Annotated in this window: 15 protein-coding genes; 12 read left to right on the top strand and 3 right to left on the bottom strand. The window is 33.5% G+C overall.

All coding sequences use genetic code 11. The features are described 5' to 3' along the window. Window positions 1-113: 113 nt before the first annotated feature. The gene (locus EAH81_RS22760; RefSeq protein ID WP_140511301.1) at window positions 114-821 is read right to left on the bottom strand and encodes a class I SAM-dependent methyltransferase; all 708 of its coding nucleotides are present in this window, start codon (window positions 819-821) and stop codon (window positions 114-116) included. 254 nt (window positions 822-1,075) lie between these two features. Here EAH81_RS22760 and EAH81_RS22755 point away from each other — a divergent pair, with 254 nt between their 5' ends. Then, window positions 1,076-1,957, top strand: a complete 882-nt coding sequence (locus EAH81_RS22755; protein WP_140511300.1) for a LysR family transcriptional regulator — start codon at window positions 1,076-1,078, stop codon at window positions 1,955-1,957. Window positions 1,958-2,518: 561 nt separating this feature from the next. Beyond that, window positions 2,519-3,799: a DUF2130 domain-containing protein gene (locus tag EAH81_RS22750; protein WP_140511299.1), complete on the top strand. Its 1,281-nt coding sequence runs from the start codon at window positions 2,519-2,521 to the stop codon at window positions 3,797-3,799. 380 nt (window positions 3,800-4,179) lie between these two features. On the opposite strand, the gene EAH81_RS22745 is transcribed toward EAH81_RS22750, so the two are convergent. Beyond that, a complete protein-coding gene (locus EAH81_RS22745) occupies window positions 4,180-4,614 on the bottom strand; it encodes an META domain-containing protein (protein ID WP_140511298.1) in 435 nt (144 codons plus the stop codon). Window positions 4,615-4,727: 113 nt separating this feature from the next. Beyond that, the gene (locus EAH81_RS22740; RefSeq protein WP_140511297.1) at window positions 4,728-5,501 is read right to left on the bottom strand and encodes an META domain-containing protein; all 774 of its coding nucleotides are present in this window, start codon (window positions 5,499-5,501) and stop codon (window positions 4,728-4,730) included. A gap of 302 nt (window positions 5,502-5,803) precedes the next feature. Between EAH81_RS22740 and nirB the strand changes: the two genes are divergently transcribed. The 10 genes from nirB (at window position 5,804) to EAH81_RS22690 (ending at window position 17,148) form a co-directional block, all read left to right on the top strand. Continuing rightward, window positions 5,804-8,317: a nitrite reductase large subunit NirB gene (nirB, locus tag EAH81_RS22735; protein WP_140511296.1), complete on the top strand. Its 2,514-nt coding sequence runs from the start codon at window positions 5,804-5,806 to the stop codon at window positions 8,315-8,317. 267 nt (window positions 8,318-8,584) lie between these two features. Beyond that, window positions 8,585-8,962 (top strand): nitrite reductase small subunit NirD, encoded by a 378-nt coding sequence (gene nirD / locus EAH81_RS22730; protein ID WP_140511295.1) that lies wholly within the window; start codon window positions 8,585-8,587, stop codon window positions 8,960-8,962. Between the two features lie 148 nt (window positions 8,963-9,110). Further along, a complete protein-coding gene (locus EAH81_RS22725) occupies window positions 9,111-9,695 on the top strand; it encodes a DUF4202 domain-containing protein (protein ID WP_140511294.1) in 585 nt (194 codons plus the stop codon). A 34-nt stretch (window positions 9,696-9,729) separates the two neighbouring features. Then, window positions 9,730-11,535: an ATP-binding protein gene (locus EAH81_RS22720; RefSeq protein ID WP_140511293.1), complete on the top strand. Its 1,806-nt coding sequence runs from the start codon at window positions 9,730-9,732 to the stop codon at window positions 11,533-11,535. 395 nt (window positions 11,536-11,930) lie between these two features. After that, window positions 11,931-12,590, top strand: a complete 660-nt coding sequence (locus EAH81_RS22715; RefSeq protein WP_140511292.1) for a response regulator transcription factor — start codon at window positions 11,931-11,933, stop codon at window positions 12,588-12,590. A 164-nt stretch (window positions 12,591-12,754) separates the two neighbouring features. Continuing rightward, window positions 12,755-14,233 carry an MFS transporter gene (locus tag EAH81_RS22710; protein ID WP_140511291.1) on the top strand — a complete coding sequence of 493 codons (1,479 nt, stop codon included), beginning with the start codon at window positions 12,755-12,757 and terminating at the stop codon, window positions 14,231-14,233. A 97-nt stretch (window positions 14,234-14,330) separates the two neighbouring features. Continuing rightward, entirely contained in the window at window positions 14,331-15,596 is a 1,266-nt protein-coding gene (locus EAH81_RS22705; protein ID WP_140511290.1) for an alginate export family protein, read from the top strand. A 136-nt stretch (window positions 15,597-15,732) separates the two neighbouring features. Continuing rightward, window positions 15,733-16,098 (top strand): hypothetical protein, encoded by a 366-nt coding sequence (locus EAH81_RS22700; RefSeq protein WP_140511289.1) that lies wholly within the window; start codon window positions 15,733-15,735, stop codon window positions 16,096-16,098. A gap of 197 nt (window positions 16,099-16,295) precedes the next feature. Further along, window positions 16,296-16,763 carry a hypothetical protein gene (locus tag EAH81_RS22695; RefSeq protein ID WP_140511288.1) on the top strand — a complete coding sequence of 156 codons (468 nt, stop codon included), beginning with the start codon at window positions 16,296-16,298 and terminating at the stop codon, window positions 16,761-16,763. 13 nt (window positions 16,764-16,776) lie between these two features. Continuing rightward, window positions 16,777-17,148 (top strand): hypothetical protein, encoded by a 372-nt coding sequence (locus EAH81_RS22690; RefSeq protein WP_140511287.1) that lies wholly within the window; start codon window positions 16,777-16,779, stop codon window positions 17,146-17,148. Window positions 17,149-17,157 lie beyond the last annotated feature (9 nt).

Here is a 17,157-nt window from a genome sequence, read left to right as displayed (position 1 = left end):
CTAGTTTTAGTCCCTTTGATAAATCATAAAAAACAAAAAAACTGCCCTTTTGAGGCAGCTTATACTGAAAATTTAGCCGAATTATGCTTGTAAAACAATCGAAATTCAAAAAATTACTTAATTCCGCCAAAAGCACCAAAGCACATATTTTTGTGTAAAATCTCTACTTTACTAAAACCCACTTTTTTCATCAAGTCCAATTGGTAATTCATAGATCTTGGCGTATCTTCTTTCTCAATATAATCGAACACTTTCTGACGATATTCTGCTCCGCCAATTCCTTCTAAATAATCACCATAACGCTGCCACGTATATTCATTCAATAATTCCGTATCCTGAGTTATTAAATCCGAAATCATAAAACATCCGCCAGGTTTTAATAATTTGAATATTTTCGTAAAAGTCGTTTCCCAATCTTCATCGTCTCTTAAATGATGTAAAACTGCTCCCGCCAAAATAATATCAAAATGACCTTCTTCTAAATCTATCTCGCGAATATCTCCATGCTTCACCTCTACTTTACCGTTTGTTGCGGCCGAAACCCTTTCAAAAGCACGATCCAACATCGGCATACTCAAATCAATCAAAGTTGAATTTAAATTCGGCACTTTAGTAAGCATCATTAAAGTATAATTTCCTGCACCACAACCAATATCCAAAACATTAACCGCATTCGGCACGATTCGTTTAGAAGCTTCTGTGATTAATTCTAAAGATATAGTCGCGTCTATAGTTGCAACTTGTCCGGTTTCCAAATTAGAAAAACGCTCGACATCATTATCAAAACGTTCTCTAATTTCTTCAATAGTTGATTTTTTCATAGTTTTTTGTTTTAAATTATTTTCACGCAGATTTAAAAAGATTTAAGCCGATTAAAAATGATTTTTCTTTTAAAATTAAAATGATTTTACATTCTTACTCCTTAACTAACATTTCAGATAAAAAATTAATCTGAACAAATCTGCTTAAATCTTTTTAAATCTGCGTGAAACAAATATTTTTTTGTAAAAGTATTCCTTTCATATATACTTCAAAAATACTTATTTTGTCAATTATTAATACTTAATAGGTATTTATGGAATTACGTCACTTAAAATATTTTTTGGCTGTAGCCGAAGAATTAAACTTTACCAAAGCCGCAGAGAAACTTTTTATTTCGCAACCGCCTTTAAGTCGTCAGATTATCGAATTAGAAAACGAAATTCAGGCGAAACTTTTCATTCGAAATAATAAAAAAGTCGAATTGACCGAAGCCGGAAAATATTTCGAAAAAGAGGTATTAGCACTTTTTCAGAATCTGGAACGCGCTACATTAAAGACTAAGAAAATTGCCGAGAATGCTTCCGGTGATTTTAGAATCGCTTATATAAGTTCTATCTATTCTTCTAATATTTCAGAATTGATAAAACATCTCAAAGAGCAGTTTCCTTATGTAAATTTCAAATTATTTGAAGTTTCGACAACAAAACAAATTGATGCTTTAGAACAAGGAAAAATTGAATTAGGAATTATTCGTTCTCCTATAAAATCACCCCGAATAAAATCGCAATTGTGGTTTCAGGACGGATTTTCAGTAGTTTATAATAAAAGTACAATTCAACTTAAGTCCGAAGAAGAGATTCCGAATCTAAAAGATGAGACTTTTGTGTTTTTCAATAAAGACTATGCACCGCATTATCATGAAGTTTTACTAGAACTTTGTGCTTTTTATGGCTTTACGCCAAAGGTAGTTCACGAATCAAACAATATCAATTCGATTGTACAATTAGTCAAAAATGGTTTAGGAATTTCAATCGTCCCGTCTAATATTGCCAAAAATAATCCCGATCCGGAAATAGGTTTCATCGAACTGAAAAAAGTCAATTTATTTACGGATGTTTCCCTAATAACGTCAAAAGAAGACGATTCTGAAATCACGAAATCCGCAGTTGATTTTTTATTGGATTTTTCTAAATAGTTTTCGCCACTCCCGATAGCTATCGGGATTCACGAATTTTTACGAATTAATTTTAATATGGAAATCCATAAAAGTTAATCAAAAGAAGTTTTTAAATTGCAAACTATAAAATAATCTCGCAAAGATTACTATTATTATTGATTATCCGCACTGTTTGTCATTTCGACCGAAGGGAGAAATCACACTTGTAACTCGACAAAGATTGACAATTATCTGTACGGAGCTTCTAGTGTGATTTCTCCCTTCGGTCGAAATGACAAGATTACGGTTACATTGCGAAAGATGGATTAATCCCGAAGCCTCGAAACATCCCTATAATATATTTTGTTCCTCCGGACTCTTTTAAAATTTGGCTTTATCATAGAAATCGAAATGAAACAAAAACTTTGCGTCTTTGCGACTTTTCGCGATTAATTAAAATTAAAAACTTTAATGAAAATTGCTCCAGCATTAAGCTTCAGCGCAAAACAATTAGTGAAAATTCGTGAAATTCGTGGCAAAAGGCCTTAAAATTTTAAATATCTTAGCAGATTATAATTCTACTAAATAAAATCAATAAAAATGGCAGAGCAATCATCAATTCAGTGTCCAAATTGCGGAACAACTATCGATGTAAATGATATACTGAAACATCAGTTAGAAGATAATATCCGTAAAGAATATCAGCAAAAAGCCAATGCTCAAACTAAAGAATTAGAACTTAAAAACGAACAATTCGAAAAAGCCAAATCTGATTTTGAAGCCAAAAAGAAACAGGAAAACGAACTCTTTGCAGAACGTTTGGAGCGTGAAAAAAAAGTAGCCGAAAAAGAAATTACCGAAAAATTAAAAACAAAACTCGACGAAGAGAATAAAGATCGTATGCTTTCGATGGAAAAAGAACTTTCAGAGAAATCAGAGAAACTTCGCGAACTTAATAAAATGACCGGCGAAATTGCAAAACTTCAACGTGAAAAACTGGAAATGAAAGATGCCATCGAAGCCGAAGCCCAAAAACAACTTAATGCAACTTTAGTTTTAGAACGTGATAAAATCCGCAAACAGGAAGAGGAAAAAAACGAACTAAAAATCAAAGAATACCAAAAACAATCCGACGATCAAAAAAAGCTGATCGAAGAAATGAAACGCAAGCAGGAACAAGGTTCTATGCAATTACAGGGCGAAGTAATGGAACTGGCGATTGAAGAATGGCTGGCAAATAACTTTCCTTTAGACACTATTGACGAAATTAAAAAAGGCGCAAATGGTGCCGATTGCCTGCAAATTGTAAACACACGCGAACTACAAAACTGTGGATCTATTTATTATGAAAGCAAGCGTACAAAAGCCTTTCAGCCTGCGTGGATTGAGAAATTCAAAAATGATATTAGAACTAAAAGAGCCAATATTGGCGTTCTGGTAACCGAAGTTATGCCTGCCGGAATGGACCGTATGGGAATGCGTGACGGAATCTGGATTTGTACGTATGAAGAATTTAAAGGTTTAAGCGCTGTTTTACGTCAGTCCTTGATTCAGGTAAGTCAGGCTGTTCAGGCACAGGAAAACAAAGGTGATAAAATGTCGATGCTGTATGATTTTTTAACGAGCAATGAATTTCGTTTACAAATTGAGGGAATCGTAGAAGGTTTCACACAAATGCAAGGCGATCTTGATGCTGAGAAAAGAGCGATGCAACGTATCTGGAAACAACGCGAAAAACAAATTGAAAAAGTAGTTCACAACACATTGGGAATGTACGGCTCGATTCGTGGTATTGCCGGAAATGCCGTTCAGACCGTTAGAGCTTTGGAACTGGATTTTATTGAGGATGATAAAGAAGAAGATCCTAAGGAATTGGAATAAACTTTTTGAAATTCCAATATTCTAAACTCCAAATTCCAAACTTTCTGGTCATTTTTGTCATTTCGATCCCGAGGCTTCGGGAGAGAAATCTCCGTAATTAACTCGACAAAGATTGGCGATTTTGATTGCGGAGTTTCTAGTGCGGTCCTTCCTTCGTCAGGATGACAAGAATGCGCAAAAAAAAATCTATTTATGAAAATGATTGCCATAGCCTTGATAGAAGTGGAAATCCTTTTGTGGCGAGGTTCGCCACAAAAGATTGAAACGGATAGCAGGATTAGCTCCTAAAAAATAATTTTATAAATCACAATGACAATAATCCATAAAAAAGGCTTCAACTAAATATAGTAGAAGCCTTTTTAGTTTTTTTAGGATATTTTTTATTTTCCTTTTTTGAAAAGCATTGTTGGTCCAAACTGATTGGAAAGCAATAGCTTATTATTTTCTATTGAATAACCACTAGTAGTTTTTAACAACTGCACAAATTCACCTTCTTTTTTTGCTTCACATTTTTTAGTTTCCGAAGTGAAATTCAAAAACTGAATTTGTCCTGCATCTTTAGAAAACAAATTCCCTTTAATAGCATTGCATCCTGTAGAGCCAGAAAAAGTTGACGCTTTCATTTCGATCTTTGGAAGGCTTGAAAAATCCTTTTCTGTAACAGGTTTCCCGTTCAAATTTTCTAAAACCCAACTTTGCTGTATTTTCTTTTCAATTGACTTTTCAGCCGTATTCGTTGATGCGTTTGCATCCTTAGTAGATTTGCAGCTGTACACTAATGAAACTGCAATAAATAACATTAAAATCTTTTTCATGTAAAATAATTATTTTATAAATATTATTTTACAAAAATATCCAGACGTTAAATCTAATAAGAATACTATATGTCTTTTTTACAGTAAAATAAGACATTTTTCGGCTTTGTAAGTTAATCTACTTTTCTTAGAACCAAAAGTTTTCCTGATGGATTAGAAAGTGTCAATCTATTATCTCCAATAGAATAAGTCGTAGTACTTTGAAGTGCCTTAATAAATTGGTCTTCTTTATTTCCCGGAGGACAAGCCATTAAAGTTGAAATTACTTTTGAAAATCGCAGCAAGTCTTTTTCATAAAAAATACTACCACTTATAGCATTGCAACCACCAAATCCCATAAAACTATTCTCCGAAGAATTAATTTCAATTCTCGGCAATTCCTTTTGAAAATCGGTAATAAAAACTTTGAATCCATTTAGTTCTTCTAAAACCCATATATCATGAAGACGATAATCAGTAATGTATTTACCACAGCCTTCCAACTTTTTAAGTTCAAGTTCAGAATTATACTTAATTTCAACCACAGCCTTATAAGGCGAAATCGCGCCAGACATTGAATCCTGACATTCTAATTGCTGAATCGTAATTGTAGCAGTCGCAGTCGAATTACTCAATTTATACATTTTGACATTAGCATCCATAGCCTTAATTGGCTCAACTGAATCAAAAATCAAACTTTCTTTACCTGGAATAAGCGAAGTAAAAGTTGTTTTCTCCTTACCTATTGTCACACTCCAAAAAGGCTCATTTCCGGTTGCTTTAAAATAAACTGTCATATCTTCTTCTCTAGAATTGGCTGTTTCTTTTGTATCGGAATTTTTAGTTGCTGCTGTTTTACAGCTAATTATCAAAGTGGATAATAACAATAGTGAAAGTACTTTTTTCATGAGTTTGTTTTTAAAATGAATTTAATATTTAATACGACTTCACACTCTAAAAAATCAAGCCAAAAATCACTAGCTCTTATTTTTTATGCATTTATTATGTAAAAACACTTATAAATTTAAGAAAAATAACACAATTATAAAAATAAACTAAAATATAAAAGGACTTATAAACCGCACTAAGTCTAATATTAAGATAAAATACGTAGTCAAAAAACGTATTTATAACAAAAAAACATATTTTTTACGTATTTTAATAAGTACAAATACTTATATTTGCATAGTAATACTTAATTAAAGAAATCATGATTAGAGTAATAGTAGTTGGAAACGGCATGGTTGGTTATAAATTTTGCGAAAAATTCATTGCAAAATCAGGACAGGAAAAGTATCAGATTACCGTATTTGGTGAAGAACCAAGACGCGCTTACGACAGAGTTCATTTAAGCGAATACTTTGGAGGAAAAACGGCAGATGACTTATCGTTGTCAACTACTGAATGGTACTTAGAAAACAATATTACTCTGAATACTTCTGAATTAATTACAGATATTAATCGGGAAGAAAAAACAATACATACACATCTGGAAAAAACACATACGTACGATTACTTAGTTCTTGCAACCGGATCTTCGGCTTTTGTGCCACCAATTGATGGCGTCGAAAAAGAAGGTGTTTTTGTCTACAGAACCATCGAAGATCTTAATGCAATTATGGCCTACGCCAAAAAAATAAAACAAAAAGGAGCAACAGAAGCCGCAGTTTTAGGCGGAGGATTATTAGGTCTTGAAGCCGCAAAAGCAGTACGGGATCTGGGATTAAATCCGCATGTAGTTGAATTTGCACCACGTTTGATGCCAAGACAACTGGACAAAGGCGCAAGCGATATGCTTCAATCTAAAATTGAAGAATTAAATATTGGAATTCATCTTAATAAAGCCACACAATATATTGACGGAGCAGCATGTATAACGGGAATGATGTTTGCCGAGGATGAATTGTTAAAAGTTGACATGTTGGTTATTTCTGCCGGAATTAAACCTCGCGACGAATTAGCTCGAGTTTCAGGATTGGAGGTCGGATTACGAGGCGGTGTTGTGGTAAACAATCAAATGCAAACATCAGATCCTTCTATTTATGCGATTGGCGAAGTGGCACTTTACAATCAAAACATTTACGGACTTGTTGCCCCAGGTTACGAAATGGCTGATGTAGCCGCTGAGCAAATCTTAAATGGCACAAAAACCATGAGAGAAACCATCGATATGTCGACACAATTGAAATTGATTGGTGTTGAAGTTGCGAGTTTTGGTGATCCTTTTATCGAAAATGATAACGTAACCGCTATTATTTATGAAAATAAACTAAGTGGTATTTACAAAAGAATCAACGTTACCAAAGATTCTAAAACTTTATTAGGCGGAATTTTAGTGGGAGATTCCAGCGATTATAATTCTCTTTTTCAAATTTTCAGCAATGCAATGGCTTTGCCTAAAAACCCCGAAGATTTGATTTTAGGTTCAAGAGATGGCTCAGAAGGCTCAAGTTTAGGCAGCGTTTTAGATCTGCCGGATACCGCTGTAATTTGTTCTTGCGAAAATGTAACTAAAGGCTCCATTTGCTGTTCGCTTCTGGATGAAACCTGTTCCAGTTTCTCAGATGTTGTCAAACATACCAAAGCTACTTCTGGTTGTGGAGGCTGTAAACCAATGGTTTCTGATTTGGTAAAAGCCACTCAAAAATCACTTGGAAAAGAAGTAAAAGATGTTATTTGCGAGCATTTTAGTTATACCCGTCAGGAATTATTCGACTTGGTTAAAATCAATAAATATGAGAATTTTTACGATGTAATAGATCATCACGGCAAAGGTGATGGCTGTGAGGTCTGCAAACCTGTCGTAGCTTCGATTTTCTCTAGTATCTATAATGATACGGCTAACAAACATGTTACAACGCAAGATACCAACGATAGATTTCTAGCCAATATTCAACGAAACGGAACATATTCTGTAGTACCAAGAGTTGCCGGAGGAGAAATCACTGCCGAGAAACTTATCGTAATTGGCGAAGTGGCAAAACAATTCGAACTATATACTAAAATTACCGGAGCGCAAAGAGTTGATTTATTTGGCGCTCATTTGAGTGATTTACCAAAAATATGGAAAATCTTAATCGATAATGGTTTTGAAAGTGGTCATGCTTACGGAAAATCACTTCGTGCCGTAAAAAGCTGTGTGGGAAATGCCTGGTGTCGTTACGGAATGGACGATAGTGCCGGATTTGCCATAGAATTAGAAAACAGATACAAAGGAATCCGTTCTCCGCATAAACTAAAAGGTGGCGTTTCGGCTTGTATTCGCGAATGTGCTGAGGCTCGTGGAAAAGATTTTGGGCTAATTGCGGTTGAAGGCGGATGGAATTTGTATATCGCCGGAAACGGTGGAGCCAATCCAAAACACGCTGTTTTATTAGCTGAAAAAATAGACAAAGAGACGGTTATCAAATACCTGGATCGCTTTTTAATGTATTACATCCGCACGGCTGGTCCACTAATCAGGACTGCAACATGGTTAGAAAAACTAGATGGTGGTCTCGATTATCTAAAAGAAGTAATTATCGAAGACAGTTTAGGAATCTGTGAAACACTTGAAGCCGAAATGCAGACTTTGGTCAATACTTTTGAATGCGAATGGAAACAGGTTCTGGAAAAACCAAGATTACTAAAACGTTTCAATCATTTTGTAAACTCTGAAGAGAAAGATGATAATGTAGTTTTTGTACCCTTAAGAGATCAAAAAGCACCAAAAGCGTGGTCGTAACTTTATAAATACATTTTTTTTAAACACATAGAAACATAGTTTATTAGGAGTGAATAAAGGCGTTTCACTTAGTTTAAACACACATAGCTTTCAAAGATTTTTAATTTTTAATTCTCAATTTTTAATTAAAAACTAAGCTCCAAAAAAAGAAAAAAATATCACTAACGTTTGCTGTCCTTCTTACCCTCTTTTTTACTGCGCCATCATAATTAACTCTCATGATTGTAAAAAGAGGGATAAGAAACAGGAAACAAAAATTTGAATCAAATGGAAGAAATCTTAAATCAATATGAAACCGTTCACCCAAGTGATGCAACAATTTGGTTTAAAGCCGGAAAAGTAGAAGATTTCCCAACAAATCGTGGCGGGTGCATTAAATACAAAAACAAACAAATTGCCATTTTTAACTTTGCACGCCGCAACGAATGGTACGCTTGCCAAAATGCCTGTCCGCATAAAATGGAAATGGTGCTCGCAAGAGGAATGACCGGATCGACGGATGATATTCCGAAAATAGCCTGCCCAATGCATAAAAAAACCTTTTCATTAGTGGATGGTTCTAACCTAAATGGTGACGATCTTAAAATTGCAACTTACCCGATTAAAGTAATTGAAAACGAAGTATTTGTTGGTTTTGTGGATTAGATTTTTAAGAAGCAAGATGCAAGAAGCAAGACGATAAAGTTTTTCAAATCTTGCTTCTTGCTTCTTTCATCTTCTTTTCGGCTTTCAACTTTAGACTTTAGACTTTTCTACTAATTTATGTATCTTTGAAATCTATTATTTACCAACAATGACTACACCTTTTCAAAAAGCAAGCGAGTGGATTGATGCTGAAAATGCTCAGGATCCAAATATCGAGACCGATCAAAATATCGAATATCCAAAGGAATTATTATATTCTAACAGGATGTACAAAAGGCTTATACAATTTGAACCCGAAGCTTCAGAAGAAATTCAGATTGCTTCAAAAGCACAGCACATTTGCCGATGGAAAGTCGCAAGAGAATCCTATCCAATGGATCGTGTTGGTTATCTAAAATGGCGTGAAGAACTTAAAAAATTTCACGCAAAAACTACCGCCGAAATTTTAGAAAAAGCAGGTTATACATCCGAATTTATTGATCGTGTTTCGTTTTTAATCGAAAAGAAATTACTTAAAAAAGATGCTGAAACACAGCTTCTTGAAGATGTTATTTGCTTGGTTTTTTTAGAATATTATTTAGATCCTTTCGTACACAAACATGACGAGGAAAAACTAAAAAATATCATCAAAAAAACCTGGGATAAAATGTCGGATAAAGGACATCAGGAAGCCTTAAAAATCAATTATTCTGAAGAAAATTTAAATCTAATAAAAGCTTCTTTAGGGTTGTAATTGGATTTTTCCGATATAAGAAAAATATCTTCGAATGAAAAAAAACAATCAGGAAGCTGCCGATAAAATCACGTTCAAAAATTTACGCCGACTGTATTTTTTTGCACTCCTGACTATTGCTATCACGATTATACTCAGTCAGGTTTTAGTTCAATACAACTTAAACCAACAATTAAGCGATTCGAAAATCATCAATATTTCGGGAAAGCAAAGAATGCTGAGCCAGAAAATTGTCAAGGAAGTTTTGATATTGCATTATGTTTCTGCTGATGCTTCTGCAAAACAAATTTCGCATTTGAAAGAAGTTTTATCTCTTTGGAAAATCAATCAAAATGCTCTGGAAAATGGCAACGATAGTTTGGCTTTTCCAAAAGAAAAAAGCGAAACACTCACGAAATTATATCTGGAAGTAAATCCTAATTTCTATACTATTGTAGAAACAACTAATTTATTTCTGCTGAATCTGGAACAGAAAAATAACTTAGCCAATAATCAAAAACTGGTACAGATTATCCTCAAAAACGAAGGTATTTTCCTTTCGAAAATGAATCAGATTGTAACTCAGTACGATCTTGAAGCGCATGAAAAAGTTACCGAACAGCGAAAAATAGAATATTGGATTTTTGCCTTTACTTTATTTGTTTTACTAATGGAGTTTTTCTTCATTTTCAAACCTACCAATAAAAAAATCGAGAAACTTATCGCTAAGCTTTTATCCTCTCAAAAGAAAGCTTTAAAATTAGCTTACGATACTGAAATTATAAGCGAAATAAAGGAAAACTCGGTTAAAGAATTAAAATCCCTTAACTATGCCATGGAAAATACGTTGCTTTATTGCCGTATTGCTCCCGATGGTTCGATTATTCATGTTGGTGAAAAATTTGCCAAACTTATCAATTACACCAAGTTTTCATCCAATAAAAAATTCTCCGAAGTTTTAACCACAGATGAAAAAGAACAGCTCAATATTGACCGAATTATTTTCGAAAAACAAAGAAGTGGCTGGACTGGCGAAATTAAAATCATAAACAAAGAAGGCCAGACTTTTTGGCTCGATTTATCCATGGTTCCGGTAACCATTAAAAAAGAGGAATCTGAACTTTTAATTATTTGTTTCGACATTACAGAACGCAAAAAAGCGCAACGCGAAGTTGAACGCTTGAACATCGAAAACAGTACTGAAAAAATCAATCAGCAAAAGGTTATTTCGAGCAGAATTGTCGAAAATCAGGAAAACGAACAAAACCGAATTGCCAAAGAAATCCATGACGGAATTGGTCAAATGCTTACGGGTTTGAAGTTTAGTCTGGAAAGCATTAATCTTGATGACAAAGAAAAATCAGCACAAAAAATCGAATACCTTAAAAAGTTATCGCTTGATATTATCAAAGGTGTTCGTACCGCAACTTTCAATCTAATGCCTCCGGAATTGAGCGATCACGGAATTGTTTCTTCTCTTGCAAAACTTACACAGGAACTTTCTAAACTAACCGGAAAAGAAATTCTGTTTTACAACAAAACTGATTTCAACCAACGTTTAGATTCATTAATCGAAATTAATATTTATCGTCTCACACAAGAAGCGATCAACAATGCGATAAAATACGCCGAATCATCGCATATTATTGTACAACTTTCGCATAGTAATACTTTGCTCAGCATTATCGTAGACGACAACGGCAAAGGTTTTGACATACAGTCCGTCGACAAAAAACGTAACAGCGAATCCGGAATGGGATTGTTGTTCATGAAAGAAAGAATACAATACATCAACGGGCGCGTTTTCATCAAATCAATTCCAGGCGAAGGAACGAGGATTACTTTTAATGTACCGATTTAGTAATTAGATAATTTGTCAATTAGATAATTAGATAATTTACTCAGCGACCTTTGTCAAAGTTTAAAACTTTGACAAAGGTTACCGCAATCTTGTCATCTCGACGCAGGAGAGATCACACAAGAAACTCTACAATCAAAATCGCCAATCTTTGTCGACATACTAGTGTGATTTCTCTCCCGAAGCCTCGGGATCGAAATGACAAAACATCACAACAATTGTCTTTCAAAAGGAACATAGACAAAAGTCTACATCCAATTCCCAATTATATAATTTTCTAATTGACAAATTATCTAATTCTCTAATTACCCCATTTTCTAATTTAAAAAATTACGTATCTTAGCCTAATCTTTATAGATGAATATACGTAAATATTCAAAATTAAAATTAAGTAAATCATGAGTAATACTATTCGAGTAGTTCTGGCAGATGATCACGTATTTGTACGAGATGGCATAAAATCTTTACTGGAAAACGAAGCAAACATTGAGGTTGTAGGCGAAGCTATTGATGGCAGCGATGCACTTGAAGTAGTTGCGGCCAGTAAACCAGATTTACTTATAGTAGATATTCGTATGCCAAACTTAACAGGTATCGAAGTGGTAGAAAAACTTAGAAGCGAAAGTAATGCTGTAAAAATTATTATGCTTTCGATGCATGAATCTGAAGAATACGTATTGAAATCTATTAAGGCCGGAGCCGATGGTTATTTACTGAAAGGTTCAAGTAAAGAAGAGTTCCTGAAGGCATTACATACTGTTGCCGCAGGCGGTAAGTATTTTAGCGGAGATATTTCCTCAATATTAATCAGTCAACTTACTAATACTTCAAATTCGCTTGAACCTAAACAAAATTTAGGCGAGGAAATGATGATTACTAAAAGAGAAAAAGAAATCCTGACCCTTTTATTATCCGGAAAAGGCAACAAGGAAATCGCTGAAGCACTGGAAATTAGCAAACGAACTGCCGAAGTTCATCGTTTTAACCTGATGAAAAAACTAAAAGTAAAGAACTTAATGGAACTTTCGAACAAAGCAACAGAATATTCCCTTTTATAATTGTGACTAAACGATAAAAATCGCCTTTAAAAATAGTATTTTAATAAAATAGAGAATCAATTTTGTGATGTTGGTAAATCGACTTCTTAAAAGTAAAATACTTAGATAAAATTAAGTATTAATACTTATAAGTATTTACATTTGGTAAAACAAATCTAAGTACTATGAAAAATACAAACTCTTTATCACAATCACACAAGATTTTATTTTTGAATACTTTAGCCTTCACCATATGTTTTGCTTGTTGGACATTAAACGGTGTATTGGTAACTTTTTTAGTAGACAATGGCATTTTTCATTGGAGTGTTGTACAAGTTGGCTGGCTGCTTGGAATTCCAATTTTAACCGGCTCCATCATGCGTTTGCCAATTGGAATACTTACAGACAAATTTGGCGGAAAATATGTCTTTTCGCTTTTACTCCTGCTCTGCTCGATTCCTCTATTTTTATTGCCTTATGCTGATAGCTTCTTTACGTTTGCCGTATTAAGTTTTTTATTCGGAATGGTTGGAACTAGTTTTGCTGTTGGAATAGGTTACACATCAATTTGGTATCCAAAAGAATGGCAGGGGCGCGCGCTCGGAATTTTCGGTATGGGAAATGCCGGAGCTGCAATTACAACCTTTTTGGCACCATCATTATTAAATCATTTCTCCATAAATGATCCTCAAAATGGCTGGAAAACACTTCCGGTTATCTATGCAATTGCCTTAGTTATTATTGGAATTGCCTTTTTAATTTTTGCCACAAACAAAAAAATAGAAAACAATACCAAAACTGTTTCTCAAATGTTGCAATCCTTAAAATCAGCCAGAGTATGGCGTTTTGGAGCTTATTATTTTTTAGTTTTCGGATGTTTTGTCGCTTATTCTCAATGGCTTTTGCCCAATTTCATGAACGTTTATCAAACCAGTCTGGTTATGGGCGGATTGTTTGCTACGCTTTTTAGTTTGCCATCGGGTGTAATCAGAGCGTTTGGCGGTTATTTATCAGATAAATTCGGAGCAAGAAAAGTCATGTATTGTGTTTTAAGTTCATCCGTTATATTAAGTGCTTTACTGATGATTCCAAAAATGGAAATTACAACAACCGGACCTGGAGTTTTAGCTACTAAAAAAGGAATAATAACGGCAGTTTCAAACGAAAAAATTAAAATTGGAGATACTGATTTCGCAGTGGCTCAAAGAAAAACGAATGAAAATGAAAACGCCATTTTCCCAACCAAATCTTCATGGCAGCAAGTTGTAGTTGAAGAAAACCAAACCGTAAAAAAGAAAGAATTACTTGCAAAAGGAATTACTGTCATTAAGTTCGACGCCAATATGTGGGTATTTCTGATTCTGGTCATTCTTATTGGGATTTCATGGGGAATTGGAAAAGCGGCTGTCTACAAACATATTCCGGAATATTTCCCAACAGAAGTTGGCGTAGTTGGCGGAATGGTAGGGATGATTGGCGGTTTAGGCGGTTTTTTTGGTCCAATTATCTTTAGTTATTTGCTTACAGCAACCGGAATTTGGTCAAGCTCATGGATTTTTATTTTAGTATTTTCTTCCATTTGTTTAATTTGGATGCATTATACTATTACTAAAATCATGAACGAAAAACAGCCTAAATTGTCCCGATTAATTGACACACAATAACTTAAAATTATTTTTTTTGATAAAAAAACAATTAATGATTTTTATCATTCTTAATGAGGTGTTTTTCCTATAAATTTGTCCTATTAAAAAACCAATTATGAAAAAATTAAAAATAATTCTATTCTTATTATTAGCAGGAATAAGCTTTGATATTCAGGCACAGGAATTAGATGTAAATTTACAAATCAGACCCCGTTTCGAATACAGAAACGGATACAAAACGCTTTTACCGGAAGGTCAGAAAGGAACTTCCCAAATCTCACAACGTTCACGATTGAATTTTAACTATAAACAAGATGAGTTAACCGTAAAATTAACTTTTCAAAATACCAGAACCTGGGGCGATGTTACTCCTACAGCAACTGCAGACAAAAATGGAGTAGCAGTTTTTGAAGCTTGGGCACAATACGATTTAACCAAAAAATGGAGCGCCAGAATGGGACGTCAGGTACTTTCATACGATAATCAACGTATTATGGGCGAAATGGACTGGGCACAACAAGGGCAAAGTCACGATGCATTAATGGTTTCTTTTCATCCGGAAAACCATCAGCTTGATATGGGATTAGCGTACAACTCAAATGCCGAAAACACTTTTCAAACACCTTATACAGTAGCCAATTACAAAGCGATGCAATATGCTTGGTATCACACTACTTTTGATAAGATTGGAGCAAGTTTATTATTATTAAATACAGGTTATGAATTTTCAAGAATAAACAATCCTGAATTAATAATAGATTACAAACAAACTTTCGGAACTTATTTAACCTACAAAGCAGGCAAAATAGATACAAACTTAAGTTTCTACGGTCAAACCGGAAAAAGTATTGACCTGCAAGTTAGTGCCTGGGATGCAGCAGTAAACTTTGGATATAATATTACCGATTCTTTTAAGGCCGGTTTAGGTTATGAATTTCTATCCGGAAAAGCTACAAATGACGGAAGCAAAGTAATCAAATCATTCAACCCAATCTTTGGAACCAATCATGGTTTTAACGGTTATATGGATTATTTTTATGTTGGAAATCACTTAAACAGCGTTGGTTTACAAGATGCTTTCTTAAAACTAAACTACAATGCTAATAAATGGCAATTTGCTTTGATTCCGCATGTATTTTTAGCTGCTGCTGATGTAGTTACGCCACTAAACGAAAAACTGGATTCTTATTTAGGAACTGAGATTGATGCTACTTTTGGCTATAACTTTAAAAAAGATATCGTGGTAAGTGGTGGTTATTCTCAAATGTTTGGTTCTAAAACTATGGAGTTTATTAAAGCTCCGGGAGATGCCGGACATACGAACAATTGGGCTTGGCTAATGATTTCTGTGAATCCTAGAATTTTTAGCTGGAAAAAATAGTTTTCCTTCAAATTTAACCTTTAAATTTTACCCTTTTCCTATTTCGGAAAAGGGTATTTTTTTTATCTTCCAGAAAACTTGTTTAATGCTTTAATTAACTATATTTGAATCGAATACGAACCCCAAATTCTATCCCATGAAACAACTTTTAAAATTATCGATGCTAACTTTTATTGTTACTCAAACTGGTTTTTCGCAAAAATATAATGATACCTTAATTTCGAAAGGTTCAGAAATAAATTTTGCAAAAACACAAAAAAGAGGAATTAAAAAAAACAACATTATCTACTTTGTTGAAAACGATTTACAAACAATATCTGCTTACAAGAAAAACAGACTAAAATGGCAGACAAATGTAGTTTCTATTTGTGGAAAACCAAAAAACGGTGAACCTGAAATAAGATATGTCGGATTTAATACAAACAAACTACTTGTTGTTATGGGAAAGCATAATTTTGCAGAAGTTGACATAAATAGTGGTCTAACAAGACTTGTTGGTTAAGATTAAAAGCCGAATTTTTAGTTTTAAGAAATAAATTTTAAACTTTCTTATATATTTTACCCTTTTTCATTTTTGGAAAAGGGTATTTTTTTAGAACGTAATTGAAATACATTTTATCCTTTAAAATAGGTATATTTGACTTAATTATCAAACAATATCATCTCAACATTATTACTTTCAAATACCATAAAAAACTAATGAAATTTAAAAGCATAATAATTTTATTCGTTTCAATAATTCTATTCTTCCTGATTGGATTACTTTATGATATGCCATACAGAACTTTAACCCGAACACTTATTTTAAAAATTGCCAATTACGATTTGAGTTATTACGGAGCAAAACAAATTAGATTATTTATTCCTGATTTAGGATTCATATTAACACTAATTCCGATTGGATTATTCATTATTTCAAAATCCCAAAAACAAAAAAGAAATGACCTCCTTTCCATTCTAATTTTTCCAGGTCTTGTAGTGTTATTTTATCTCTTTTACTGCTTTTCCGAATCTCAAATTATAAAATATACCACAACTGTTGATAAAGACATATATTATCATCATCAAAATGTAAACTATCGTCTTATTGCTTTATTTAGTATAATTTCATCTCAAATTTTAAATTACTTTATTCTAAAGAAACTATCTAAAGCAAATCCAACATAACAAAAAATTATCGATGAAGCACTTTTTTAAATTATCTATATTCACTTTCATTATAGCACAATCAAGTTTTGCACAAAAATATGATGTGAATTTAATTTCAAAAGATTCAAAGATAAATTTTGCAAAAACACAAAAGAGAGGAATTAAAAGCAATAATGTCATTTACTATGTTGAAAAAGATTTACAGACAATATCTGCTTACAAGAAAAACAAGTTAAAATGGCAAACTAATGTAATCTCTGTTTGTGGAAAACCAAGTGTTGGCGTGCCTGAAATTAGATATGTAGGATTTAGTACAAATAAACTATTGGTTATTATTGGAAAACATGATTTTGTAGAAGTTGACATCACTAATGGTAAAACAAAACTTGTGGGTTCAGATTAAAAGAACATA

The sequence above is a fragment of the Flavobacterium pectinovorum genome (genome assembly GCF_006438875.1).
Lineage (GTDB): Bacteria > Bacteroidota > Bacteroidia > Flavobacteriales > Flavobacteriaceae > Flavobacterium > Flavobacterium pectinovorum_A.
The sequence above is the reverse complement of the archived record's forward strand: the minus strand, read 5'-3'. Positions and strand labels throughout refer to the sequence as shown.